Origin of the sequence: Paenibacillus provencensis, from assembly GCF_042678545.1 — a bacterium.
Classification (GTDB): domain Bacteria; phylum Bacillota; class Bacilli; order Paenibacillales; family Paenibacillaceae; genus Paenibacillus; species Paenibacillus provencensis.
Genome location: NZ_JBHTKX010000006.1, coordinates 39,966 through 65,684, shown reverse-complemented (window position 1 = coordinate 65,684; position 25,719 = coordinate 39,966). Strand labels below are relative to the sequence as shown.

Below are 25,719 nucleotides of genomic sequence, written 5' to 3'. Positions count from 1 at the left end.
TAGTATTGGTATGATTAGATGTGGAGTTACAGAATATAACGATAGTGAGGACGATAAATATGAATCAAACAGCGATTTCTCCTTTGGTTGATCATACACTGCTTAAGGCCGATGCCCGCAAAGAGGATATCATCAAATTGGCAGAGGAAGCGAAGACCTATGGCTTTGCATCCGTATGTGTCAATCCTGCTTTTGTTGCTGCCGCTTACGAAGTACTGAAAGACACGCCTGAGGTTAAAGTGTGTACTGTAATCGGTTTTCCTCTAGGCGCAACAACTTCTGCGGTAAAAGCTTTCGAAACTACAGATGCTATTAACAATGGAGCAACAGAAGTGGACATGGTGATCAACATCAGTGCGCTCAAAGATGGCAATGATGAGTATGTTCGCGAGGACATCGCGGCTGTTGTTAACGCTGCTAAAGGCAAAGCACTGACCAAAGTCATTATCGAGACATGCCTCTTAACGGATGAAGAGAAGGTACGTGCATGTGAGCTGGCTGTACAAGCCGGTGCTGATTTTGTGAAGACTTCCACGGGTTTCTCTACAGGGGGAGCGACGAAGGAAGATATCGCACTCATGCGTAAAACAGTGGGACCTGATGTTGGCGTGAAAGCCTCTGGAGGAGTCCGCAGCAGCGAGGATGCATTAACGATGATTCAGGCGGGAGCTACTCGTATTGGAACAAGCGGCGGCGTTGCGATTGCAAAAGGTGAGCGTTCTGACAGCAGCTACTAAACGAATATAAGGTTAGAATGATGAGCGATCCCGAGAGGGGTCGCTTTTTTACATTCATAATAGAAGAAGGCAATGAATCGCCATGATTTATACAATGTTGGAGCAGAGATATATTTTTCAAAGATAAAAGAGTACACAAATCGATTAAAATAAACTAAAATAAACCTATATGAACTTCCAATATAAACCAAGACATACGAAAGGATTGATATCAGATGCAAAATCGTTATGCTGCTCATCCAAATGAAGTGAAGAACTATGATACCAGCCGTCTACGTGAGGAATTTTTGATCGATCACTTATTTGCAAAAGATGAGCTCGTTACCGTGTATTCTCATGTGGATCGCTACATCGTAGGGTCTGCGGTTCCAGAGTCACAGGATATCAAGCTGGAAGTTAATTTGAAGGATATTGGGACCGACTTTTTTCTGGCTCGTCGTGAAATCGGTATCATTAATATCGGTGGTCATGGAACGGTATCTGCCGATGGGGTTCGGTATGAGATGGGAAGTAAAGAGTGTCTGTATGTCGGCCTTGGTGTGAAGGAAGTGATCTTCCATTCAGGATCAGGAGAAGCTCCACAGTTTTATTTTGTATCCACACCTGCTCATCATGCTTACCCGACGACGAAGGCGACACAGAAGGAAGCCACGCCAGCTCACTTAGGTAGTATTCAGACGTCGAATGAAAGAACCATATATAAATACATTCATGAAGGCGGAATCAAGAGCTGTCAGCTGGTCATGGGGATCACAGAGCTCGATCCAGGGAACATGTGGAATACCATGCCAGCGCATACGCATAATCGTCGTTCTGAAGTGTACTTGTACTTTAACCTTCCAGAGGATGGAGTTGTATTCCATATGATGGGAGAGCCTGAAGAAACAAGGCATCTAGTTGTCCGTCAAGGCCAAGCAGTGATTTCACCGAGCTGGTCCATACATAGCGGCGTAGGAACGAGCAACTATACGTTCTGCTGGGCTATGGCAGGAGAGAATCAAACCTTTGATGATATGGACGGCGTGAAGATGACGGAGCTGAAATAACACAAACCAATCAATAACAAAGAATAATATCAATCAAGTAATCATAAGAAAGTTGAATGAAATATGAACTCAATGAAACGACATGAAAAAATAATGGAGCTGCTCATTGCCAAGCAGGAAGTAACAGTCAATGGGTTAAGCGAGCTCCTTGAAGTGACTGGAAAGACTATCAGGGAAGATTTGGATAAGCTGGAGAGCATGGGTCTCCTCGTGCGGGTGCACGGGGGAGCCATGCTAGCCCAGAATGATCAATATGGCATTCTGACCAGCATGGGTGCGCTGGAGAAGCACAATCCAGAGAAGATCGAAATCGCAGAGCGGGCGATTACTTACATTGAGCCGTATGATGTCATCGCCCTTGACGGAGGAAGCACGACACTTGAGATGGCACGTCTGCTGGAGAATATTCCGCTGACGGTGATTACCAATGACCTCCTCATCATTTCTGAGCTGACTCGTAAAGATCAGATTCGTCTCGTGGTGCCAGGTGGCTCAAGAGTAAGGAATATGCTGGTCAGTGATGAGACAGAGCGATTTATATCCAGATTGAACATCCACAAGGCTTTTATTTCGACGACGGCTCTGCATCCTGAATTCGGTTTTTCTATATATACAGGGGATCTGGTCTCTCTCAAAAAGGCGCTGATCCACACGGCCCAACATGTCTATGCTGTAGTGGATCATTATAAATTTGGTCGATTTGCTCTGCGTACTTTTGCATCATGTGGAGAAGTCGATGTGATTATAAGCGACAAAGCACTTACGGATGAATTGAAGGCTCCATATGAAAGCATGGGAGTGAAGATTGATAATTAGCGGGAGGCATAGAGAAATATGAACAGTTTTGATCTCAGTGGAAAAGTAGCGCTGGTTACTGGTACCTCCGGAGGGTTGGGTCAAGGCATGGCCATCGGTCTTGCAGAAGCTGGTGCCGATATCATCGCTGTATCCCATTCCATGCCGACAGAGACGGTGCAGGCAATCGAGCAGCTGGGCCGTAAGACAGTGGGTATTCAGGCTGATCTAAGCAAAGAGGAAGAGCTGCCATCGGTCTTCGAACAGGCACTTCATTTTCAGGGAAGAATTGATGTTCTTGTCAATAATGCAGGCATCATCCGCCGTACGCCGGCAGCTGATCATGGAGCTTCGGACTGGCATGATGTCATTGACCTCAACCTGAATACCGTATTTTTCTTAAGTCAGCTGGCCGGAAGGCATATGATTGAGCGCGGAAGCGGCAAGATTATTAGTATTGCTTCTATGCTGTCTTATCAAGGCGGTATCAATGTGCCCGGATATACAGCCAGCAAGCATGCGGTAGCAGGCTTAACCAAAGCACTGGCAAATGAATGGGCAGGCAAAGGGGTTCAGGTCAATGCTATTGCCCCAGGATACATGGTGACGAACAACACCCAGCAAATTAGAGACGATGAGAACCGCTATAAGGATATTACAGCCCGGATTCCAGCAGGACGCTGGGGAACACCGGAGGATCTGAAAGGGCCAGTGGTATTTTTGGCTTCCTCCGCTTCAGATTATTTGAATGGACACGTTCTGAATGTAGATGGAGGCTGGCTCGCTCGATAATGCTCACTTGAGAAGGAGGATACGAGAACATGAAACTGGGAGTCCTGGCGCATACGTTCGGTAAACAGCCCACTTCAAGTCTGGCAGCTCGCATCGCCGGCAGCGGGTTCACATCGGTTCAGCTTGCACTGGCCAAGGCATTGTCAGATATCGATTCTTCTAATGGTAAACTGAGCCCTGGTTTGGCCAATTGGGTAGGGGAGCAATTCCACAAGGAAGGCATAAGGATCGCTGTGCTGGGGTGTTATATTAACCCGGTAAATCCGGATGCTGCTGTGAGGAAGTCAGAACTGGCACGATTTAAAGAGCACTTGCGTTATGCTCGTGATTTTGGCTGCAGCATCGTAGCCACAGAAACAGGAAGTGTTACAACGTACAAAGAGACTCATCCGACTTCCTATGAGGAGCAGGGATTTCAGGTGCTGCGTGAATCAGTGCTTGAACTGGCAGAGGAAGCGGACAAATGGGGTGTTCATGTGGCTATCGAGCCCGTGTCCGTCCATACCTTACATACGAGAGAGCATATGCAGCGCCTGCTTGAGGAGGTTCCGTCATCGAGTGTCGGGCTGCTGTTTGACCCTTGCAATCTTATAAAGGTAGAGCATGTCGTGAATCAGGCGGATTTTTTGCGAGATGTGTTTGATCAGCTGTACGATCGAATGATCGCCATCCATGCCAAGGATGTCGCTTTTGATGTGAGCGGGAAGAAGTACAATCCTGTACCCGGCGAGGGCATACTGGATTATCCTTTATTCTTTGAATTGCTCAAAGCGTATAAGCCTCATATCGACATCTCCCTGGAAGGTGTAACAGCAGAACAGGCAGATGATGCGGCGGCCTATTTACGGCGCTTATGGCATGCTGACAACTAATTCACTTTTAGATATCAGGGTTTTTAATTAATTATTGTTTTTCCGGTTTATGAAAAACCCTCGATTCATAAAATCTCTTCTCATGTAACAAAATGAGAGGGGATTTTTTTGTGTAATCAAACTTTTTCTTAGACCATCTCGTTACCGTATCGAAACCGCGCGAAAATACCATGCGGGTAAAACTACTTTTTTAAGAGTTATGGCTACATTACAGAAACCGACATCTGGAAACGTTTATACCGAGGAGCAGATAGGAATATTTCTATTTACAATTTCTGTGAGCCAGGTATATAATACAGTAAAAGTTGCATTAAACAAAAATTATTGTATAGACGCAAAAATGATTATCATTCTCAGTGATGTCACAATGCAATTTTTACGAAAAACCATGCTGCTTCGGGATTCCCGAAGCAGCATGTGTCATTTTAAGGCCATTAACAATGGCTCTCATTCTCAATTAGAAGGTAAGCGATGAAGAAAGGATTGTGATGAATATGAAGGCTATTCAGCCACGAATTAGTACAGCGGCACAAGTGGATGAGCACAGACTATCTCCTAAGCGTCCCGGGCGCAAGAGAGGCCCGAATTTCAAGATGATGCTCAAGAACCGGGAGATGCAGGCGGCTCTCGGCAGCGGAATTATGATGCTGGCAGCATGGGGGATCTCAGGAAGGTATGAGCTTATTTCTATCGTGATGTATATTGCAGCTTATACGATAGGAGGATGGGCCAAAGCCAAGGAAGGTGTGGAGACACTCGTCAAAGACAGGGATCTGGACGTGAACCTTCTAATGATTGCTGCGGCCATAGGAGCGGCAGCGATCGGATATTGGAATGAAGGGGCGATGCTTATCTTTATCTTTGCGCTCAGCGGTGCGCTTGAGAGCTACACTACGGAACGCAGTCATAAAGATATCTCTTCCTTGATTGGCTTGAAGCCTGAGACAGCGCTGCGGTTACAGGACGGCACAGTGGAACAGGTCGCAATTGAGCTGCTTCAGCCCGGAGATTTGCTGCTGGTTAAGCCAGGCGAAATATTACCTTCCGACGGTAAAGTATACAAGGGTTACTCAGCTGTGAACCAGGCTTCCATTACAGGAGAATCGATTCCAGTGGAGAAAAGCGCAGGAGATGAGGTCTATGCCGGTACAATGAACGGCGAAGGGGCCTTGTATATTGAAGTGACTCAGCCAGCCGATAATACTTTGTTTTCGAAGATCATCAGATTGGTAGAGGAAGCGCAATCCGAAGTGCCGGCTTCTCAGCGGTTTATTGAGAAATTTGAAGGGATTTATGCCAAACTGGTCGTCTTGATTACTCTTGTTCTTGTTCTAGCAATGCCGCTGCTGTTTGGCATCGCCTGGGGAGACGCTTTTTATAAGGCGATGGTATTCCTGGTTGTTGCTTCTCCGTGTGCTTTGGTTGCTTCCATCATGCCTGTTATGCTGTCTTCGATCTCCAGCAGTGCAAGAAGAGGACTATTGTTTAAGGGTGGAGCTCATGTAGAGAATATGGCGAAGACGGCAGTGGTGGCCTTTGACAAGACAGGAACCTTGACGAGAGGCGTTCCTGAAGTTACTGATTTGATCGCTGCTTCTGGATATGACGAGATGAACCTTCTATCCCACGCAGCAGCAGTGGAAAGTCAGTCTACACATCCACTGGCAGAGGCCATTGCAGCAAGGGCGATTGCAGCTGGAGCACCGCTTATTCAGGCTGAGGACGTCCGGGCGATCACGGGCTGGGGCATTGAGGGTAGGATTGCCGGAGAGTTATGGAAGGTAGGCAAAACAGATGTGTTGGATCAGGCGGATACTGATCCGGCGTGGTTACAGCTCAGGTCAGAACTCGAGCATGAGGGCAAGACAGTCTCCGTTATTATGCAAGGAGATCAGATTGCCGGTCTGATCGCGCTGCGGGATACGGTTCGTCCTCAAGCGATGAAGGCAGTGAAACGGCTGCAAGAGCTGGGTATCAAGGTAGCCATGCTGACGGGCGACCGTCAGGCTACCGCTGATGTCATTGCGAAGGAAACGGGAGTTGATCTCGTCTATGCCGGGCTGCTGCCAGAGCAAAAAGTAGAGAGGGTTCGTTCCCTTCGTGAGCAATATGGCCATGTCGTCATGGTTGGCGACGGTGTTAATGATGCGCCCGCACTGGCTGCAGCGACGGTTGGTATGGGAATGGGAATGTCGGGCAGCGGAACTGCCATAGAGGTCGCAGACGTGGTGCTGATGAACGATAATATTGAAGAGATCGCGTGGAGTGTCACTCAGTCAAGACGTGCGGCAAGCGTTGTGAAGCAGAACATCGTGTTTGCCATTAGCGTAATCACCATTTTGATTGCAGGTAATTTCATTTCGGAGCTGGCGCTCCCTCTAGGTGTGATCGGGCATGAGGGCAGTACAATTCTTGTGATTCTAAATGGACTTCGATTATTAAGATAACCTTGTATCGAAGACAAGCAATTGGAATAAAAAAGCGTCGTTTGCTCTCTAGGCTTCAGGCCTTGGGCAAGCGACGCGTTTGCTTTTATATAGCGTTAAGCTAGTTTTTCAAAGGATCAATGCAGGTAGCGAGGATGATCTACCTTGGGATCAGAATACCTCGGTAAGTGTAATCATCGTAACAAGTCCCAGAATAAAAGAGATCGTCGCCACCCGCTGGTTCCCGTCTCCATGACTTTCTGGAATAAGCTCCTTATACACGATGAACATCATGGCTCCCGCTGCGAAGGCAAGGCCATAGGGTACGAGTCCATCAACGACACTGCTCAGTGAATAGCCGATAATGCTGGTTACAATTTCTACAGCACCTGTCAAGGTGGCAATACCCAGTGCTTTGAAGCGACCGATATTTTGATTAACGAGAAATAGGGCAACGAGAAAACCTTCCGGTGCATTTTGCAGACCGATGGACAACGCGATCAGGTTGCCTAAGCTGTCATCTGAACTGGCATAGCTGACACCGACAGACAAGCCCTCTGGCAAGTTGTGCATCGTTATTGCAGCAATGATCAGAAACGCTTTGCCTTCAATGTTGAAGGGCCGTGATTCTGGATTTTCCAGATCAATATGCGGTATATACATTTCCAGAACGAGGAGAACGATACTTCCCGCCAGGATCCCTATGAATAGGACCAGCAGATTGGACTGACCTAGTGCTTCCGGGATGAGACTGTAGAGTGAAGCTGAGGTCATAATCCCGGCCGCATAGGCCAGCAAAATGTCCCGGAGCCGGTGTGTGACCTTGCTCATAAACAAGATCGGGATGGCGCCAAGTCCTGTAGACAAGGCCGATATAACACTTCCTATTAATGCCTCAACCATATCTTTTTCTATTCCCTCCTCAATGCTGCATATGTAGTAATTCAGGCGACATCAACTGACAAATGAGCATTGACATCGACTTTGAAATTGCTCATAATGATGACTAGATTAGAATTATTATAAATTATGTATTGCATTTCCGTAAAGGCGACGATTTCATGAACAAGTGGAGCCATTCAATACATTATTCATGATCCTTTTTGTGGGGACAACTCTTTTTTGAGTTTATGTTGTATTTCAGGTTCTAATACATATTGTATGTTTGCTTGACACTGGTTCATTCAAAGTATGTATATTGCAGCAATTTGCGGATAGTAGCGGGAGGTTATTTAAATGTATAAATCAGTCATTATCGGTACAGGCCCTGCGGGTCTGACAGCAGCGATTTATCTGGCTCGTGCCAATCTGAGTCCACTTGTCATTGAAGGCCCGGAACCGGGAGGTCAATTGACGACGACGACTGAAGTAGAGAATTTCCCTGGCTTCCCAGAAGGCATTATGGGACCAGAGCTTATGGATAATATGCGTAAACAAGCCGAGCGTTTCGGTGCTGAATTCCGTACTGGATGGGTTAACAGCATTGATATGGCACAGCGTCCTTTCAAGATTCAGGTTGAAGGACAAGGCGAGATCGTATCCGAAACCGTTATTCTGTCCACAGGAGCTTCTGCTAAATATCTTGGTATTCCTGGGGAACAGGAGAACGTAGGTTATGGTGTCAGCACATGCGCGACTTGCGACGGCTTCTTCTTCCGTGGCAAAGAAATTGTAGTTATCGGCGGCGGCGATTCCGCTCTGGAAGAAGCGAACTTCCTGACTCGCTTCGCTTCCAAAGTAACACTGGTACACCGTCGTGAAGAGCTTCGTGCATCGAAGATCATGCAGGACCGTGCCCGCAGCAACGAGAAGATCGAATGGGCGCTCAACCGTACACCGACTGAGATTGTTGCTGGTGAAGGTGGAGTTAAGGGCGTTAAAGTGCTTAACAACGCTACAGGGGAAGAAGAGATGATTGAAGTAAGCGGCGTATTCGTAGCGATTGGTCACAATCCGAATACGGGCTTCTTGAACGGACAAGTAACAATCGACTCCAATGGATACATCGTAGTAAATCCTGGAACGAGCGAAACAAACATTCCTGGCGTATTCGCTTGCGGTGATGTACAAGATACACGTTATAGACAAGCGATTACTGCAGCAGGCAGCGGATGCAAAGCAGCGATGGATGCTGAGAAATTCATTGAGAGCCTGGAGCATAGCGCGGTTGCCAACTAATTAATATATAGCTGAACTATCGTTTTGAACGTACTTATAATTTCTTTCTACGAGGTGAATATCATGGATAAAGCAATTGTATATACTTCTACCAACTGCCCGCATTGCCGTCAGGTGAAGAGCTATCTCACAGAGAATGGCATTGAGTATGAAGAGCGCAACATTGAGCAAAGCGACGAGTATGCACAGCAAGTATGGGATATGGGTCTTCGTGCAGTACCGGTAACCGTGCTGGGCGAGCACCGTATCGTTGGCATGAACAAATTGCAGTTCCACAAGGCGCTTAATCCGCAAGGATAAGATATAAAGTCATGAAATAACCGCACCCTGTGTGGTAGTTGTTCCCTTACCTAATAGAGAAGAGAGACATCGACAAGATGGATTTTTTCTTGGTTAAACGATTGAAGGGACACAGCCGCTGATGGGTGCGGTTTTTCTTTTTGCCGTAAGTTGGGTAGTATAGTGTTGTGATTAAAAATGTACTGAATTGGGGCGAAGCCGAATTGAAAAGAAGATTCTTTGGACATAGAAGATCGTTTTACTACATCTTAATCATGCTGATGACTGTCCTGCTCACCTCCTGCACTAGGGCAGATTCAGGTTCATCCTTGCCAGAACCGCAGGAGCAAGGACAGGAACAGCCTGGAGAAGAGTCGGGCTCTGAGTCCGGGGAAGGTCACTCATCTATACAGCCGGAGCATGATGATCTATTACCTGAGCAGGAGGCAGCCATAGAGCAGCTCGCGAACCTGTCAATCGAGGACAAGATCGGACAAATGATTATATCCGGTTTCCCTGGAACGGAGCTGGACACGGAAGCAGAGGAGTTAATTCGTAACGGACAGCTGGGCGGCGTCATATTATTTGGGCCGAATATCAGCAATCCGAAACAGCTTCAATCTCTGACCAATGATGTTAAGAAGAGCAATGGAGAAGAACATATTCCTTTATTCATCTCCGTGGATGAAGAAGGGGGACGGGTCTCTAGGCTTCCTGAAGGAAAGACAGAATTTCCAACGAATGAACAGATAGGGAAATATAAGAATGCTGACTTATCTGCCCAAATCGGAAGTGTAATCGGAGAAGAGCTCGGTGCGTTCGGCTTTAATCTCAATTTTGCACCTGTACTCGATATTTTCAGCAATCCGGAGAATAGAGTGATCGGAAACCGTTCGTTTGGAGATTCGGCGGAAACGGTCTCTGAGCTGGGCATTGCCACAATGAAAGGGATGCAGGAAGCCGGCATCATCCCGGCTGTAAAGCATTTCCCGGGTCATGGGGATACGACGGTGGATTCCCATGTTGGCTTGCCGGTTGTTCAGAAGACGAAGGAAGAGCTTGCTGAGCTGGAGCTGGTTCCTTTTCAGACTGCAATAAGTGACGGAGCCGACATGGTGATGGCTGCGCACATCCAATATCCGAAGATTGATGCTTCGCTTCGGCCTGCTTCCTTGTCTAAGGTTATGCTCAGTACTCTTTTACGTGAAGAGATGGGATATGATGGGGTTGTCATTACAGATGATCTTGAAATGGGTGCAATTCAGCAAAATTACGGATCAGGAGAGGCGGCATTGATGGCTATCCAGGCGGGGGCGGACATCGTACTGTTTGGACATACACCAGCGAAAGCGGAAAAGGCTTATAACACGCTCTTACAGGCTGTTCGGAAGGGGGAGCTCTCGGCCGCAGATATTGATCGGAAGGTGCTTCGGATTCTAACGCTGAAATATAAATACGAACTAACGAATAAGCCGGTGGAGGAATCGGCTTTGCAGGTCGTGGGATCAAGTGAACATCAGCAGATCGCCGGCCAGTTAAAGAAATAGCACATGAGGATTATGCATATATCCCAAATAGAACGATAAATTATGCAAAATCCTGATGTAAATAAAGTAAGGCATCATCCGTGAAAATACCCTGCAGGCTAGACTTTATTTAAGAGTCATAACCCACAGGGTACATTTTACGTGATGATGCCTATTATTGCTGCTTAGAAGAAATACCACATAAACCACTGGAATATACCGTAAACGGCTACTCCGGATACGATATACCAAAGGGCTTGTTTCTTCCTGCCTTGAAACAGTCTGAGGATACCTAGACTAGCCAAAGGAGCGATTACAATAAGGAACAACAAGACAGAAATAAACATCGCGGCTGAAATATCAGATGTATCCACATAAGTCACACGAATTCTCTCCATTTCGTACGTAAGGTATACACACAAAGGTAAGACTCTGCCGTGATAAATGACACACAATTAGATTCATTATACCTTGAAATGGAGTGTGTGCGACTTCAAAATGGGACGATTTTTTGTCTGAATTAGCAAATATTGTACAGATATGTGATCTGCTTATCGTAAAATCATATCGTATAAGTAGAAATCTTACGCACTTACCCGAACGTGACCTAGAAATTGAGAGATCGCTCCATATGCGGAACCGATCAGGGTTGATTTGCTTCCGAGCTGTGCGAAGCTGATCTGCAGACTGCGCATGTGATACGGCAGCGTCCGCTGTGCAACGACCTCTTGGAGCGAATCTTCCATATACTCTCTTGCCTCGGACAGCGGTCCTCCCACAATAATTCGTTCCGGATTAAAGCTGTTGACGATATTCGTAATGCCGATGCCCAGCCGATGCCCGATGCTTCGATACAGTTCAAGCACAGCGGAATTGCCTTGTTCAGCATAAGCTACCAGCTCGCCGGTTGTTGCTGCCGGAAGCCGAAGATTCGGTTCATCATACGCCTTCTCTGAAGCATAGAGCTCCCAGCAGCCCCGATTTCCGCAGGTACACTGTTTTCCTTCTGCATCAATGGACATATGCCCTGTCTCACCTGCATAGCCCCAAGCTCCTTTATACAGCTTGCCGTCAATCATGATTCCAGAGCCAATTCCAGAGCCTGCACTGATATAGATGAGGTGCCGCATTCCCTTGCCTGCTCCAAAATGGAGCTCGCCGGAAGCGCCGGCATTTGCTTCATTGTCTATCGTTACAGGAAGTCCGAGCGCTTCTTCCAGCATACTCGCGAGTGGCACCGTATTCCAGCCAAGGTTCGGAGCGAAGAGTATCGTACCCGCCTCGTCAACCATTCCCGGCACGCCTACACCTATGCCTATGACCCCATGCGGAGACAAGGGAGCCTTGGTCTGCAGCTGTGTGGTCATTGTGATGATCTTGGCAGTGACGGACGGAATGTCGTGACTACTAAGAGCCAGAGAGGTTTCATGCAGAATATTTCCTGCAAGATCGGTGAGAACACCACGAAGCTTGGCAACAGTCAGCTCAATGCCGACAGCATAACCTGCAGTATTATTAAAAAGAAGCATGAGCGGCTTGCGTCCGCCGCTTGATTGGCCTGGGCCAAGCTCTGTGACGAGATGGTTCTCAATTAACTCCGTCACCAGATTGGAAACGGTAGCCTTATTCAGTCCGGTGAGCTCCGATACTCTTGCTCTGGAGAGCGGGGCATGTTCCCGGATCGTGCTCAGAATAATGGACTTATTTATTTTCTTGACCAGAGCCTGATCTCCGGTAATTGCCATGGATAAAGCACATCCCTTGTGATGATATAAAGACTATTGTAACGAAAATCATTTCAAAAAACAAACTTTGTTTAACCAATAGACAAAGTATTTCGAGTGTGATAGTATAACGGTGTAAACGATTTCGCGAAACAGTTTTAAACTAATTTTGAGGAGGGCTTTGTAACATGGCCTATTTTGAATCCGTTAATAAAATTGCTTATGAAGGTAAAGAGTCCAAGAATCCTTTCGCATTTAAATTTTATAATCCCGAAGAAGTCGTAGCCGGCAAAACAATGGAAGAGCATTTCCGTTTCGGTATGGCTTACTGGCATACACTTACAGCCGGCGGTTCCGACCCGTTCGGTACAAATACGGCAGTTCGTTCTTATGATAAATATTCCGGCATGGATCTGGCTAAAGTCCGCGTAGAGGCTGCTTTTGAATTCATGGAGAAAATGAACCTTCCTTACTTCTGCTTCCATGACGTGGATATTGCTCCAGAAGGAAGCACGCTTCGTGAATTCTACAGCAACATCGATACGATTGTTGACCTGATTGAAGACCAAATGAAAGGAACAGGCAAGAAGCTGCTCTGGAACACGGCAAACATGTTCACTAACCCTCGCTTCATGCACGGTGCTGCTTCAACTTGCAACGCTGATGTATATGCACATGCAGCAGCTCAAGTTAAGAAAGGTCTTGAAGTGGGTAAACGCCTTGGCGCTGAGAACTATGTATTCTGGGGCGGCCGTGAAGGTTATGACACACTCTTGAACACAGACATGCAGCTGGAGCAGGACAACATCGCTCGCATGTTCCATATGGCCGTTGATTATGCCAAAGAAATCGGCTTTGATGCTCAATTCTTGATCGAGCCTAAGCCAAAAGAGCCGACAAAACATCAATATGACTTTGATGCTGCTACATCTATCGCGTTCTTGCAAAAGTACGGCTTAGACAAGCACTTCAAACTGAATCTTGAAGCAAACCATGCAACACTTGCTGGCCATACATTTGACCACGAAATTCGTGTTGCCCGCATCAACGGCATGCTCGGATCTCTGGATGCAAACCAAGGCGATCTGCTGATCGGATGGGATACTGATGAGTTCCCTGTAGACATCTATGATGCAACACTCACAATGTACGAAGTTCTGAAGAATGGCGGCCTTGGTAAAGGCGGCGTGAACTTTGACGCGAAAGTTCGTCGCGCTTCCTTCGAAGCAGAAGATCTGTTCCTGGCTCATATTGCAGGTATGGATACGTATGCGAAAGGTCTCAAAGTTGCAGCAAAACTGATCGAAGATCGTGTATTCGATGATTTCATCGAGAAACGCTACTCCAGCTTCAGTGAAGGCATCGGTGCTGAAGTCGTTGAAGGCAAAGCGACACTTGCTTCCCTGGCTGAATATGCACTGAACAACGAAACACCTCGCAAGAATGAATCCGGCCGTCAAGAGCTGCTCAAGGCAACTCTTAACCAATACATCTTGGCTGACTAATCGTCCCGGCGGTTGAAGCTATACAAGCAATATTTAAGAGCCAATAGGACGTTTTAAAGAGACTTTCGGATCGTCCCCGGCCTTTGGCGTAAGCGAAGGGCATGGGGACGTTTCTTTTTTTAGAAGAAGAGGAGGAGATAAGATGAGTTATGTCATTGGTGTAGATTTGGGAACCAGCGCCGTAAAGACGGTTCTAGTCGATCGCAGCGGGCATGTATTATATGAAGCATCGGAGGCTTACCCGCTGTATCAGCCCAAGGCTGGTTACAGTGAGCAGAATCCTGAGGATTGGGTACAGCAAACGATTGTATCCTTGCGCAAATTGATGGAGATCTCAGGTATTGATCCGGCTGAAGTTGAAGGTCTCAGCTTCTCAGGACAAATGCACGGACTTGTGCTTGTGGATGCAGAAGGAAGCGTTCTCCGTCCGGCTATTCTGTGGAATGATACACGTACGACAGCACAGTGCCGCAAGATTGAGGATACACTGGGTCAGGATTTGCTGTCCATTGCACGCAACCGTGCGCTTGAAGGCTTTACACTGCCTAAAATTTTGTGGGTGCAGGAGAATGAGCCTGAAATTCTGGGCCAAGCAGCGCTGTTCCTGCTGCCTAAGGATTATGTACGCTACCGGTTGACTGGCGATTATGCGATGGATTATTCGGATGCAGCTGGAACGCTGCTCTTGGACCCTGCGGCGAAATCGTGGAGCGAGCAGATCGCGAGTGCATTTTCCTTGCCGCTCTCCCTATGCCCGAAATTGGTGGAGTCCTTTGATCTGGTTGGCACTTTGCTGCCAGAGGTTGCAGAAGAAGCGGGACTTACACCTCAAACGAAAGTATTTGCCGGCGGAGCCGACAATGCTTGCGGCGCCATTGGCGCAGGGATCTTAAGTGAAGGGAAGACGATGAGCAGTATTGGTACTTCCGGAGTTGTTCTATCCTATGAGGAACGCAAGAACCTCGATTTTGAAGGGAAGGTTCACTTCTTCAATCACTCCGAGAAGGATGCCTACTACATTATGGGTGTTACGTTGGCAGCTGGCTACAGCCTGACCTGGTTCAAGGAAACCTTCGCAAAGGACTTGTCATTTGATTTGCTGCTGCAAGGCATTGACCAGATTCCTGCAGGAAGCGGCGGGCTGTTGTTTACTCCATACATCGTTGGTGAGCGTACCCCGCATCCTGATGCAAATATCCGCGGCAGCTTTATCGGTATGGATGCAAGCCATACGCTTCAGCATTTTGGTCGTGCTGTGCTTGAGGGAATTACGTTCTCTCTTCGAGAGTCGATTGATATTATCCGCGGTGCCGGCAAGACGATTAGCGAGGTCATCTCCATCGGAGGCGGCGCCAAGAATGAGACCTGGCTGCAAATGCAGGCCGACATCTTTAATGCGAAGATCATCAAGCTCGAAAGTGAACAGGGTCCTGCCATGGGTGCTGCAATTCTTGCCGCATATGGCTGCGGTTGGTTTGATTCGCTGCAGGAGGTTGCCGCAGAATTTATCCGTCCAGCCAAAACCTATGAGCCGAACCCGGAAACGGCAGCATCTTACGACAAACTCTTTGCGTTGTACCAGGAAGTATATGGACAAACTCGTGAGCTGAATGAGAAGCTTGCTGAGTATAGATAATAAAAGTTGTGAATATGCTGAGCACAAGCCATCTGTCTTTTATAAGGCGGGTGGCTTTTTATTTTTCTCTCGTAATAGGGATACCATTTCACAACTCATTAAAAAGGTGAATTTGAAGCTATATATACCCTTAATCTAAGCAGCTAAAGGTATTATGAAATTGATACTAGTAAGCCGAATATCGGCAGAAATTCACGAATAAATTGGAAATGGAGGCTGCTGACTGGCTCAGGACAATCAACAGGCAGTTTGGCTGGGTAGGAGGGGAAACATGTGATTGGCAAAATTACGTTGTCCATGATCGTGAGAAATGAGATAGATCGATATTTGGAACGTGCTTTGATACAGCACCGTCCCTGGATTGATCAAGCGGTCATCATTGATGATAGAAGTATGGATGGAACGCCGGAGTTGTGTGAAGAGCTCCTTCAGGGAGTGGAGCTTGTCCTAATCCGTAATAAGCAGTCTCATTTCTCGGATGAAGTATCTCTCCGCAAGCAGCAATGGGAGGCAGCTGCTCAGGCAGGAGCTGAATGGATTCTTAATCTGGATGCAGATGAAATATTGGAGGATCGATGGGGTGAGGGCTTGCATGAGATAACGAAGGGGCCTCATGAGGCTGTTTATTTTCGACTATTTGATATGTGGGACGAAACGCATTACCGGGAAGACCTATATTGGCGTGCTCACCAGATCTATCGGCCTTTTCTAGTCAAATTCAACCCGGCTCTGATGTATAGATGGAAAGAAACTCCACAGCACTGTGGAAGATTCCCGCTGAATATATTTGAATTTCCTTACATATGTCATCAAGCTCGTATTCAGCATTTCGGCTGGGCCAGACGGGAGGACCGTTTGCATAAATATGTCCGGTACAGGAAGCTGGACCCTGAGGCGAAATATGGATGGAAGGAGCAGTATGAATCTATTCTGGATACGGCCCCTTCCCTTGTAGCATGGAAATCTCATTAAAAGGAGGACGAAGGCGCTATGTCAGCTCTGCAGCGTATCCTGATCGCAAGTCCTGTACGTCAATCACCGAATGTGTTAAAGGCCTTTCTGAGCTCTTTGTCTTCACTCTCCATCCGGGAGGATGAGATCGAGGTAAGCTATGTATTCATTGATGACAATGAGGTTCAGGCCTCGTCTAAACAGTTAAGAGCCTTTGTACGGAAGCATGGCGGAAGAGTGGTAAAGGCAAAAGCGATCGAGAAGCCAAAAAAAACAGTGATCCAGCGGAGCCGAGCAGGAGCAGCATCTGTATCAGTAAATGCAGAAGATACGGCAGGTACTCTGGAGATGTCGATAGCAGAGACGCCACGGACAGAAATATCCAAGGTGGAGGCATCAATCTCCAGTTTACAGGAATCCATTGTGACCGTTTCAACCGCAGAGGATGACCCACGTGTAAATGAGAATACGCAGGTCTACACCCGGAATGAATACAGTCATTATTGGCCTGAAGAATATATATGGCGGGTAGCAGCCTTGAAGGATTGGATTCTTTCTTATGCAATAGAGGAAGCGTTTGATGCCCTATTCCTGCTGGATTCCGATTTGGTGCTTCATCCAGCCACACTGACGCAGCTCTTGAACGGTGAGGAGGAAATTGTGGCGAACCTCTTCTGGACCCGTTGGCAGCCGGGAACGATTGAAATGCCGCAGGTATGGCTGCGAGATGAATATACATTATATGAAGAGAGTCGAAATGAGCAGCTTACGGAAGAAGAGAAGCAGAGACGAAGCGCCGATTTTATGCGAAGGCTGCGCAAGAAGGGAAGGTACGAAGTAGGCGGGCTTGGAGCCTGTACCTTGATTCGTAGATCTGCGCTTGAGAAGGGAGTACGATTTGCACGTATCGAGAATCTCACGCTTTGGGGTGAGGACCGTCACTTCTGTGTGAGAGCTCAGGCGCTAGGAGTCAAGCTGCATGTGGATACTCATTACCCGGCTTACCATATTTATCGGGATTCGGATTTGGACGGGGTCACAGCCTTTCTTCAGTCTGCCTCAAAGCATACGGGAGAAGGGACAGAGGGAAGCAAGCACATTCTCATTAGTCTGTGTATGATTGTGAAGAATGAGGAAAAATCGCTGGCGCGATGTCTCGATTCGGTGAGGGAAATAGCGGATGAGATCGTCATTGTGGATACGGGGTCAACGGATCGTACTCGCGAGATTGCGAAGGATTACGATTGCAGAATTGTAGACTATACGTGGAAGGATCACTTTGGGGATGCCCGGAATTTTGCCTTCAGTCAGGCTGAAGGAGAGTATATCTTATGGCTTGATGCGGATGATGTGTTTGAGGAGAAGGACCGGCAGCAGCTGCTTGATTGGAGGGAAAGGCTTGATTCGTCCATTGATGGACTGTCGATGGAATATCATCTGGCCTTTGACGGATCCGGCAATGTGAGCCATAAGCTGAGAAGAAATCGGCTGGTCCGAAGAGATAAAGGCTTTGAGTGGCATGGTGCTGTGCATGAATATTTGGCTGTCTCCGGCAACATTATTCATACGAACATCGCGGTAACTCACAAAAAAGACAAGGAATATACAGACCGTAATTTACGGATATACAAAAGACTTGAAGAACAGGGAGAGGCATTTACTGCCAGAGATCAGTATTATTATGCAAATGAGCTTCGAGATCATGGCTTGAATGAAGAAGCCGTTCGATGGTATACGAGGTTCCTCGACTCGGGGCATGGCTGGATCGAAGATAACTTGTCGGCATGCATGAAGCTGGCCGAATGTATGGGAAGGCTTGGGATGAAGGAGCAGGAGCTTGCAGCCTTATTTAGGTCATTTACCTATGAGATTCCTCGCGCGGAAGCATGCTGCCGGATCGGAGCCTGGTTTGCAGAGCGTATGGAGTGGAATAAAGCGATTCATTGGTTTGAGACGGCTGTATCGCTGAAGCGGCCGGAAGACCCGTTAGCGAACATCGATGAGCCATCATGGACATGGATTCCGCACCTGCAGCTCTGTGTCTGCTATGACCGTCTGGGTGATCACGAGCAGGCCAATTACCATAATGAGCTGGCTCTCAGGTACCATCCCACGCATCCGAGCATGCTCTATAATCAGCAGTATTTGAAAGAAAAATTGCAGAACGGGGTTTTGCGTTAGAAAAAGATATGGTAGAGTGAGATAAGTTGTATGTTACAGTAAAGATGATGAGATCGTACCTATAAAGCCATGTATAGGGAAGAAGGGCTGCCGTTCAGCCTTTTTTCTTTTTTGCTGGCTTTTCTTTTTTGCAAGGAACGTTATATAGTCAAAAAAGTTTGAATTTTAATTTTGGGTAAATCAGGAATTTCATAGATTGTATTATGATATAATGGCACAGATTGGAAATAAGAAAGGAGCGTTAGAGGATTGAATCAGAATAAAAATAAAAAATCACCCTCGATGACGAGAGTGGCGGCAGCGGTTGCTGCTGTAATGCTGAGTGTACATACACAAGGAGCCATTCAGGAAGTATCGGCTGCTCAAGTATCCGTTAGCGAAGAACCGGCAGTGAGCATAACGGACAACACCATTCCCAAGGGAGCAAAAATTTCTTCCGAAGCAGCGCATAAAAGCATCCTTAAACTATTTCCCAAGCTTTCAAAGGCAACTATTACTTCGGTTCAATTGGGATTGAACAGAACCTCCCCTATTGCTGAAGAGAAGGTATGGGAACTGTCTTATACCGTAACAAGAGGGAATTCTACCTCGAGCTTCAGCGCTTCCGTATCAAGCGAGACAGGTGAGGTATTATCAGCGTATTTACCTGAATATCTCATTCAGAGGGCCGATTCCGAAGAGCGTATGTCAGAAGAGGCGGCTGCTAAGATCAGCGAAGCATTCCTGCATGAAGCAATACCTGATCTCAAGGAAGGAGAATACACATCTCTCGAGAATATGGATCAGGGAATCAACTCTCTGTTTGGACGAACCGAATATTCATTCTCATATCAGTTGAAAGTAAATGGCCTGCCTGCTGTTGGAAACGTAGTTTATGTCAGTGTAAACGACAGCGGTGAGGTTATCAGTTATAATCGCACATCAGGACAGAGCAATTATCCTTCTCCGGTTCCTAAGGTGACGAAGGAGGAAGCCAAGGAACGGTTCGAAGAACATCTCAACCTGCAGCTGGCTTATGTTCCCGTAAATTATGCTAATAACAGCGGCAGCAGGGAGTACTATTTGGCGTATGTGCCTTCTATTCCTGGGGAATTTATTGTGGATGCAGCAACGGGCAAGGTTGTCGATGTGTATACTTCTGAGGAATCGGATAAATCTCTATTAGATGAACCGCTGCCTAAGAAGAATTTAAGCTTTGAGCCTGCAGCGAATCCGCCAGCCCGCGATGAGGTTGTTGCCCTCATTAAGAACAAATTTCCTTCATTAAAAGATTACACGGTCACCGATGTGTCTCTTAACCGGAATTCTCAGCGCGGAGCCGTGAAGAAAGTATGGAATGTAAGATTTACGAATCAAAGCGGTAATGAAGCCAGCGACATCAATGTTCAAGTCGATGCAGAAACAGGCCGAGTGACGGACTATTATGAATGGTATCATAGCAGCAGTAAGAATCAGGGTGCGTCCAGCAAAGGGATTTCAGAGCAAGCTGCCAAAGAACAAGCTGCTGATCTGGTATTATCTCTTGTTCCTAACGCAGTGACAGAGCTTAGATTAAGCCAGATGATCTCCATGGAAGACGGGTATAACTTTGTTTATAGCCGCTATCTGAATGGGCTTCGGGTCATAGGGGATAACGTGAATATATCTATGACAAAGTCCGGTCAAGTGAACACATTTTATACAACCTTAAGTGCGGAGACTGACGAGCTGCCAGAGGCGAAGGAAGCCAGCATTACTCAAGACGAAGCACAAACATCCTATTTGGACGCTACTGTGATGGTGCTTGGTTACCAAGCATCTTACGGATACTACAATAACACGGGTGAAGAGATCCCGCCGATAAAGCTGGTATATATGCCGTCTCAGGGAGAAGCTCAGCTATATGCCTCCAAGGTTATTGATGGAACAACAGGCAAGCTTCGGGATATGTACTCGTCTGGCACAAATCCTGCCAATGACCTGGTGGTTGATATTGCCGGACATGAGGCGGAAGCCGTCATGCAGCGGATGGTTACCCATGGAGTGCTCGTTCCCGATATTGAAGGTAAGATCGAGCCGGAGCGGAACATAACGAAGGGCGACTGGTATATGTATTTGGCGCGGGCCCTTGATCCACATGTGCAGACGAATGGTTATTATTCAAACAACTCGGCGAAGCTGTTTGCTGATATTGATATGGACAGTCCTTACTATACGGTGCTTAGCCGGCTGGCAGAGCAGGGATGGATTGAGCCAGATGCAGAAGAAACCTTTGCCCCAAACCATTCAATCACGAGAGGTCAGCTGTCTGAGTTGATTATCGCCATGCTGGGGTACGACAAGCTGGCTAGGTTCTATCAGCAGGGAACCGATTTGCCAAATGTGGCAGATGCTGCACAGATTGATAATAAAGGAGCCGCTTCCATGGCCATCAGACTGGGCATTCTTCCTCTTATTGAAGGCAGATTTCTCCCGGACCGTCCTGTATCCGTGTCAGAGGCTGCAGAGGTGATAGACCGGCTTGCTGGACTCCAGAATAAACTGGATTATTTTACGAGTGATAAGTGGTCGTATCGATATTATTAAATTTTTAATATGGCTAAGAACTAAATGGAGACAAAGTGAATATGTATAAGAATAGGCTTCCCTGATAAGGGAAGCTTTTTTCGAGTCTCATCGACAAAACAAGAACATGGAGCAGAAGCTTGTTTATGCTACAATATTTCTGCCAGACATAAGTTGATTACCGGAAGGGAGGCAGGATGATCAATGAGAAAACGCCGATTTGGATTATTTATTGTCATGTTGCTAGGTATCGTGCTTATAGGAGCCATTCCCCGGTCAGTTCATTTGCATACGTTATACGCCGCGTCTAATGAAAACGCAATCACTTCGGAAGAATTACATGAGGTGCTTACGACTGCCATGGCAAACAGGACAGATCAATTTCAATTTACCTATATAGGTAAAGTAAAAGTCTTAAAAGCCACATTGCAGGAAGCCATAGAGAAGGCGATGAGAAGCGATTCTTACATTCAGTACACTCTCAAGAGCTATGCCTATCATTACAAGGGAACGAACGCTTCAGCTGAAGTAAACATTGAGTTTAAATTTAGGGAATCCTTAGAGCAGACTGCCTATGTTAATTCCCGAGTGGACCAAATACTTGCTGACATCATTAAGCCGGGCATGAACGATCATGAGAAGGTGGAGGCCATTCACAACTATGTGGTTCTGAATCTGGCGTATGATGAAACAATGCAGAAGTATACAGCTTACGACGGACTTTCAACGGGAAGCACTGTGTGTCAAGGCTACTCGCTTCTTACTTATCGAATGCTTACAGAAGCAGGCATTACGAATCGGATCATTGAAGGGCATGCTGGAGGTCAGCTGCATGCTTGGAACCTGCTGTTATTGGATGGAGTCTGGTATCACATGGACACAACCTGGGACGATCCTACACCGGATCAACCGGGCAAGGTCAGTTACAATTACTATTTGCTGACGGATGAAGAAATGGGGCAGGACCATACCTGGGAGGAGCAATATCCTGCCGCGGCGACGCCATATCGTGAAGCCATTCATGTGCTGATGCAAAAAAATGATGATAAATATGCTGCTTATAAGCGTCTGTACGAAACGCTGAATTATGGTTTGTACAATGAGGATGAAATTATTCAAACATCAGCAGAGCTGAGGGAACGGGTTCAATCCAAGATGAATGAGGAGGCCAATTTCGTTATATTCCGTTATGATGGGGAAGAGAATGAATTGTTTCAAGCACTTAAGGAGCTGTACAGTCTCGGAATTAGATCCATATCCTATTATGTATCTGATTTTGAGGATACCGGAGATTTAAAGGTGAAAGTAAACTGGAAGCTAGTAAGATAAAGCTCGCAATAAGATCTGGGTCCAATGCATAAAGAAAAGCCTATCCTTGCTGCTGTAGCAAGGATAGGCTTTTAATCTTGATCTGAATCCTCAGGGGATTATGAAACGGATTGATCTGTACTAAAGTCGCAATCTTTCAGCGGGATTACTTTAGTCTTATGCTTCCACTTGTATCCGAGCCAAATCGCAAGGAACAATGGAATCGTAAAGTAAGTGGCTGCGAAGTCGACCCAGGTTACATCGCTAAGATCAAGTGTAAGGGCCTGACCGAGAATAACGATCATACAGAGCACAAATGCAAAGATGGGACCAAATGGGAACCATCTTGCTCTGAAAGGCAAATCCTTTAGATCTCTGCCTTGAGCGACATAGGCTTTTCTGAAACGGTAGTGGCTGATGGAAATTCCGAGCCAGGTAATAAATCCGCACATTCCGGATGCGTTAAGCAGCCAGGTATAAACCACACCATCACCAAACATGGAAGCCAGGAATGCCAGCATTCCGATGGCCGCTGTAAGGAGCAGGGAATAGACAGGAATTCCTCGTTTGTTCAGCTTTCCAAAAATACGCGGGGCTTTGCCATCCTTGGCCAGTGCGTACAGCACACGGCTTGAAGCGAACATCCCTGAATTACCGGCAGACAATACAGAAGTCAGGATGACCGCGTTCATAACGGAAGCGGCGAAGGCCAATCCTGCTTTCTCAAATACGAGCGTAAACGGGCTGACGCTGATCGTTTCCAGATCTGAGTTCAACAGGTTTGGATCGGAATAAGGAATAATCAGACCAATAACCAGAATCGTCAGGATGTAGAAGATCAGAATCCGCCAGAAAATTTGCCGAATGGCACGTGGAACACTTTTACGCGGATTTTCACTCTCTCCAGCAGCGACCCCGACTAGCTCTGTTCCTTGGAAAGAGAACCCGGCTGCCATAAATACACCCAGTAGCGCAAAGAACCCGCCGTGCAGTGGTGCATCCCCTACGGTAAAGTTCTCAAAGCCGGTTGCTTCTCCACCCAGAATACCGAAGATCATCATCACACCAACAATGAGGAATACGATGACAAGTACAATTTTGATAAGTGCAAACCAGTATTCGGATTCTCCGTAACCCTTAACGGACAAGACATTAAGTCCGATGAGCAAGAGCAGGAATACGAGACTCCACAGTGCTGAGTTGCTGTCCGGGAACCAATATTTCAAAATAATCGTTGCTGCTGACAGCTCGGCCGCAATCGTAATCGCCCAGTTGTACCAGAAATTCCACCCCAGGGCAAACCCAAGGGAAGGATCTACGAATCTCGTAGCATAAGTGCTGAATGAACCGGAGTCCGGCATGAAGGTGGCAAGCTCTCCAAGGCTGGTCATCAGGAAGTAAACCATGATGCCCACCGCAGCATAAGCGATGAGTGCACCGCCTGGGCCAGAATTCGCGATAGCACCACCGCTGGCGAGGAACAATCCTGTACCGATGGAGCCTCCGAGGGCAATCATTGTCATATGTCTTGTCTTAAGGCCTTTGTTCAAGCCAGGGCCCGTTGTCTCTTGATGCTGCATTTCTTCTGTACACTCCTTCTATTTGGTCTTACGTATGCATCCATTTCATAACTCTTTAAGGAAATATGGAATGGATTCGTATGCCGGGAAATAATAAAAAAAGACCGCTGGCTTGTGTACCGGCGGTCTATATTTTTAACATCCGCACCATACTCTAAACATTAAGATAGCTCAACATAGCTTACGCTATGACAGTTCTGCTCCTTTCGGATCTAGCAGCCCCAACCTGGAGTACGTTTCATAGAGCAGTACTCAAGCAGATTTCGGCGGGTACGCCTTTCAACACGGAATCCAAACGGCAGCTCTTATGCCTCTTCCGGTTTACTTATCGTAACCGCGACCTCTACCTCACCTGTGTATGATGAGGTGTATCTTATATTCAATTAGCTTAAAAACAGACTTCAGTATATAGCAAGAACTGCTTGGATGGCAATGGTACAATCTTCCTTATTGTGTGAGGATTCAATGAAGATTAATCCCGCTTACGTCCAGCCATCTGCTGCCATACTGTTCCAGCCGCCTGCTCCCCGGATTCAATCCGTTCGAGCGCCATTTTTGCCTGGAGACTCACCTCGAATTCAGGATCATCTGCTGCAACCTCAAGCACTTCTCTCGCATCCTCTGTACCTACTTCATATAGGAAGCGGGCTGCACGCCAGCGTACAAGCTTGCTTGTGTCCTTGAGCGCAGTCATCATGACCGGAGTGGCTGCCGGATCCCCGATATCGGACAATGTATCACCTGCAGTCCGCCGTACGGCAGGTGATTTATCCTGCATTGCTTCATATAGTAATTCCTGAGCCTCCGGCGTCTTGAGATCACCAAGGTAGACGACAGCAAGACGGCGTGTCTGCATCTTGTCATCCTTCAGGGCCGTATGAATCAGGTCTATACGCTCTGGCGTAGGTTCCATCTGATCAAGTGCTGCATAGCGAACGCGCCAGTCGTCGTTTTGCAGTGCTGTCCGGATTTCCTCGTCAGTTAGATCTCTGCGCTGCTCAATAAATTCCTCTTGGTTGGTGCCGTGAGCAATGGCTTGCTCAATCACTTTCTGGAGTCTCTCCGGAGGATAGGCGGCCTCCAGTTCCTGTTCAACTTCGCGGGCAATGTCAGCCAATTCGCCGTAACGAACACCATAGTCGGTCAGCTTACGTTCCTTGATCAGCGTCGCAGATGCAACCTCAGTCACTGCCTTTACAAACCGGTCAGACAGAGAGATACGTTCTTCCTGTGCGCCTGCTTTGACCCGGATTTGCATTGGAACTCCACGGAAGAATTGCACGAATACCTGAGCTTCGCCGAAGTGTTCTCCGTCTGCTGCATCTGCCTCAGCCCACTGCAGCTGCGCGCCTTCCTGACCCAGCTTCTCCTGAATTTCTCCGAGGATGGCAGACCAGTCTGCATTGCCTTTACGATCCAATGCGACAAATCCGGCCGTATGGAACACGCTTTTGACCCCTGGAATATGAAGCATCTGGCGGATAAAAGCAGGAGCAGAACGCTCGTTATCCAGTGTATAGGTTCGACGAATCCCTGCTTCAAGCTGTTCGTCAAGATGCAGCATCATCGTATTGGGACTCGGTGTAGGTTCAATGGATGTAATTTTCATAAATAGATCGAAGACCTCCGTTCATTGTTC

20 protein-coding genes and 1 riboswitch are annotated in these 25,719 nt (G+C 47.1%); of the genes, 15 read left to right on the top strand and 5 right to left on the bottom strand.

The genetic code is table 11. The features are described from left to right. Positions 1-59: 59 nt before the first annotated feature. From deoC to ACFQ3J_RS23225, 6 genes are all read left to right on the top strand, one after another. Complete coding sequence (gene deoC / locus ACFQ3J_RS23250) at positions 60-737, top strand: deoxyribose-phosphate aldolase (RefSeq protein WP_091161352.1); 678 nt, start codon at positions 60-62, stop codon at positions 735-737. 215 nt (positions 738-952) lie between these two features. Next, a complete protein-coding gene (gene kduI / locus ACFQ3J_RS23245) occupies positions 953-1,783 on the top strand; it encodes a 5-dehydro-4-deoxy-D-glucuronate isomerase (RefSeq protein WP_251584544.1) in 831 nt (276 codons plus the stop codon). Between the two features lie 63 nt (positions 1,784-1,846). Next, a complete protein-coding gene (locus ACFQ3J_RS23240) occupies positions 1,847-2,599 on the top strand; it encodes a DeoR/GlpR family DNA-binding transcription regulator (protein ID WP_251584542.1) in 753 nt (250 codons plus the stop codon). An 18-nt stretch (positions 2,600-2,617) separates the two neighbouring features. Continuing rightward, positions 2,618-3,370, top strand: a complete 753-nt coding sequence (gene kduD / locus ACFQ3J_RS23235) for a 2-dehydro-3-deoxy-D-gluconate 5-dehydrogenase KduD (RefSeq protein ID WP_251584540.1) — start codon at positions 2,618-2,620, stop codon at positions 3,368-3,370. A gap of 29 nt (positions 3,371-3,399) precedes the next feature. After that, positions 3,400-4,242 carry a sugar phosphate isomerase/epimerase family protein gene (locus tag ACFQ3J_RS23230; RefSeq protein ID WP_251584538.1) on the top strand — a complete coding sequence of 281 codons (843 nt, stop codon included), beginning with the start codon at positions 3,400-3,402 and terminating at the stop codon, positions 4,240-4,242. A 494-nt stretch (positions 4,243-4,736) separates the two neighbouring features. Further along, entirely contained in the window at positions 4,737-6,689 is a 1,953-nt protein-coding gene (locus tag ACFQ3J_RS23225) for a heavy metal translocating P-type ATPase (protein WP_091161443.1), read from the top strand. A 150-nt stretch (positions 6,690-6,839) separates the two neighbouring features. On the opposite strand, the gene ACFQ3J_RS23220 is transcribed toward ACFQ3J_RS23225, so the two are convergent. After that, positions 6,840-7,571, bottom strand: a complete 732-nt coding sequence (locus tag ACFQ3J_RS23220; RefSeq protein ID WP_091161345.1) for a ZIP family metal transporter — start codon at positions 7,569-7,571, stop codon at positions 6,840-6,842. A 333-nt stretch (positions 7,572-7,904) separates the two neighbouring features. On the opposite strand from ACFQ3J_RS23220, the gene trxB reads away from it, so the two are divergent. The 3 genes from trxB to nagZ all read left to right on the top strand — a co-directional run bounded on the left by trxB (position 7,905) and on the right by nagZ (position 10,672). Next, positions 7,905-8,846: a thioredoxin-disulfide reductase gene (gene trxB, locus ACFQ3J_RS23215; protein ID WP_251584536.1), complete on the top strand. Its 942-nt coding sequence runs from the start codon at positions 7,905-7,907 to the stop codon at positions 8,844-8,846. 63 nt (positions 8,847-8,909) lie between these two features. Continuing rightward, complete coding sequence (locus tag ACFQ3J_RS23210; protein WP_091161342.1) at positions 8,910-9,146, top strand: glutaredoxin family protein; 237 nt, start codon at positions 8,910-8,912, stop codon at positions 9,144-9,146. A gap of 167 nt (positions 9,147-9,313) precedes the next feature. Continuing rightward, positions 9,314-10,672, top strand: a complete 1,359-nt coding sequence (gene nagZ / locus ACFQ3J_RS23205) for a beta-N-acetylhexosaminidase (RefSeq protein ID WP_251584534.1) — start codon at positions 9,314-9,316, stop codon at positions 10,670-10,672. A gap of 164 nt (positions 10,673-10,836) precedes the next feature. On the opposite strand, the gene ACFQ3J_RS23200 is transcribed toward nagZ, so the two are convergent. After that, positions 10,837-11,034 (bottom strand): hypothetical protein, encoded by a 198-nt coding sequence (locus ACFQ3J_RS23200; protein ID WP_091161338.1) that lies wholly within the window; start codon positions 11,032-11,034, stop codon positions 10,837-10,839. A gap of 201 nt (positions 11,035-11,235) precedes the next feature. Then, positions 11,236-12,396: an ROK family transcriptional regulator gene (locus ACFQ3J_RS23195; protein ID WP_091161336.1), complete on the bottom strand. Its 1,161-nt coding sequence runs from the start codon at positions 12,394-12,396 to the stop codon at positions 11,236-11,238. A gap of 167 nt (positions 12,397-12,563) precedes the next feature. Between ACFQ3J_RS23195 and xylA the strand changes: the two genes are divergently transcribed. The 6 genes from xylA to ACFQ3J_RS23165 all read left to right on the top strand — a co-directional run bounded on the left by xylA (position 12,564) and on the right by ACFQ3J_RS23165 (position 22,521). Beyond that, complete coding sequence (xylA, locus tag ACFQ3J_RS23190) at positions 12,564-13,880, top strand: xylose isomerase (RefSeq protein ID WP_091161334.1); 1,317 nt, start codon at positions 12,564-12,566, stop codon at positions 13,878-13,880. A 142-nt stretch (positions 13,881-14,022) separates the two neighbouring features. After that, positions 14,023-15,516: a xylulokinase gene (gene xylB, locus ACFQ3J_RS23185; RefSeq protein WP_251584532.1), complete on the top strand. Its 1,494-nt coding sequence runs from the start codon at positions 14,023-14,025 to the stop codon at positions 15,514-15,516. 273 nt (positions 15,517-15,789) lie between these two features. Beyond that, positions 15,790-16,488 (top strand): glycosyltransferase family 2 protein, encoded by a 699-nt coding sequence (locus ACFQ3J_RS23180; protein ID WP_251584530.1) that lies wholly within the window; start codon positions 15,790-15,792, stop codon positions 16,486-16,488. 18 nt (positions 16,489-16,506) lie between these two features. Then, positions 16,507-18,648: a glycosyltransferase gene (locus ACFQ3J_RS23175; protein WP_311287990.1), complete on the top strand. Its 2,142-nt coding sequence runs from the start codon at positions 16,507-16,509 to the stop codon at positions 18,646-18,648. A 249-nt stretch (positions 18,649-18,897) separates the two neighbouring features. Beyond that, positions 18,898-21,213: a YcdB/YcdC domain-containing protein gene (locus ACFQ3J_RS23170; RefSeq protein WP_251584528.1), complete on the top strand. Its 2,316-nt coding sequence runs from the start codon at positions 18,898-18,900 to the stop codon at positions 21,211-21,213. Between the two features lie 183 nt (positions 21,214-21,396). Then, complete coding sequence (locus ACFQ3J_RS23165) at positions 21,397-22,521, top strand: transglutaminase domain-containing protein (protein ID WP_091161330.1); 1,125 nt, start codon at positions 21,397-21,399, stop codon at positions 22,519-22,521. A gap of 98 nt (positions 22,522-22,619) precedes the next feature. Here ACFQ3J_RS23165 and ACFQ3J_RS23160 read toward each other — a convergent pair whose 3' ends face one another. Beyond that, complete coding sequence (locus ACFQ3J_RS23160; RefSeq protein WP_251584527.1) at positions 22,620-24,080, bottom strand: amino acid permease; 1,461 nt, start codon at positions 24,078-24,080, stop codon at positions 22,620-22,622. 159 nt (positions 24,081-24,239) lie between these two features. Continuing rightward, a riboswitch (Lysine riboswitch) is annotated at positions 24,240-24,434 on the bottom strand. 118 nt (positions 24,435-24,552) lie between these two features. After that, entirely contained in the window at positions 24,553-25,689 is a 1,137-nt protein-coding gene (locus ACFQ3J_RS23155) for a virulence factor (protein WP_091161327.1), read from the bottom strand. Between the last annotated feature and the right edge of the window lie 30 nt (positions 25,690-25,719).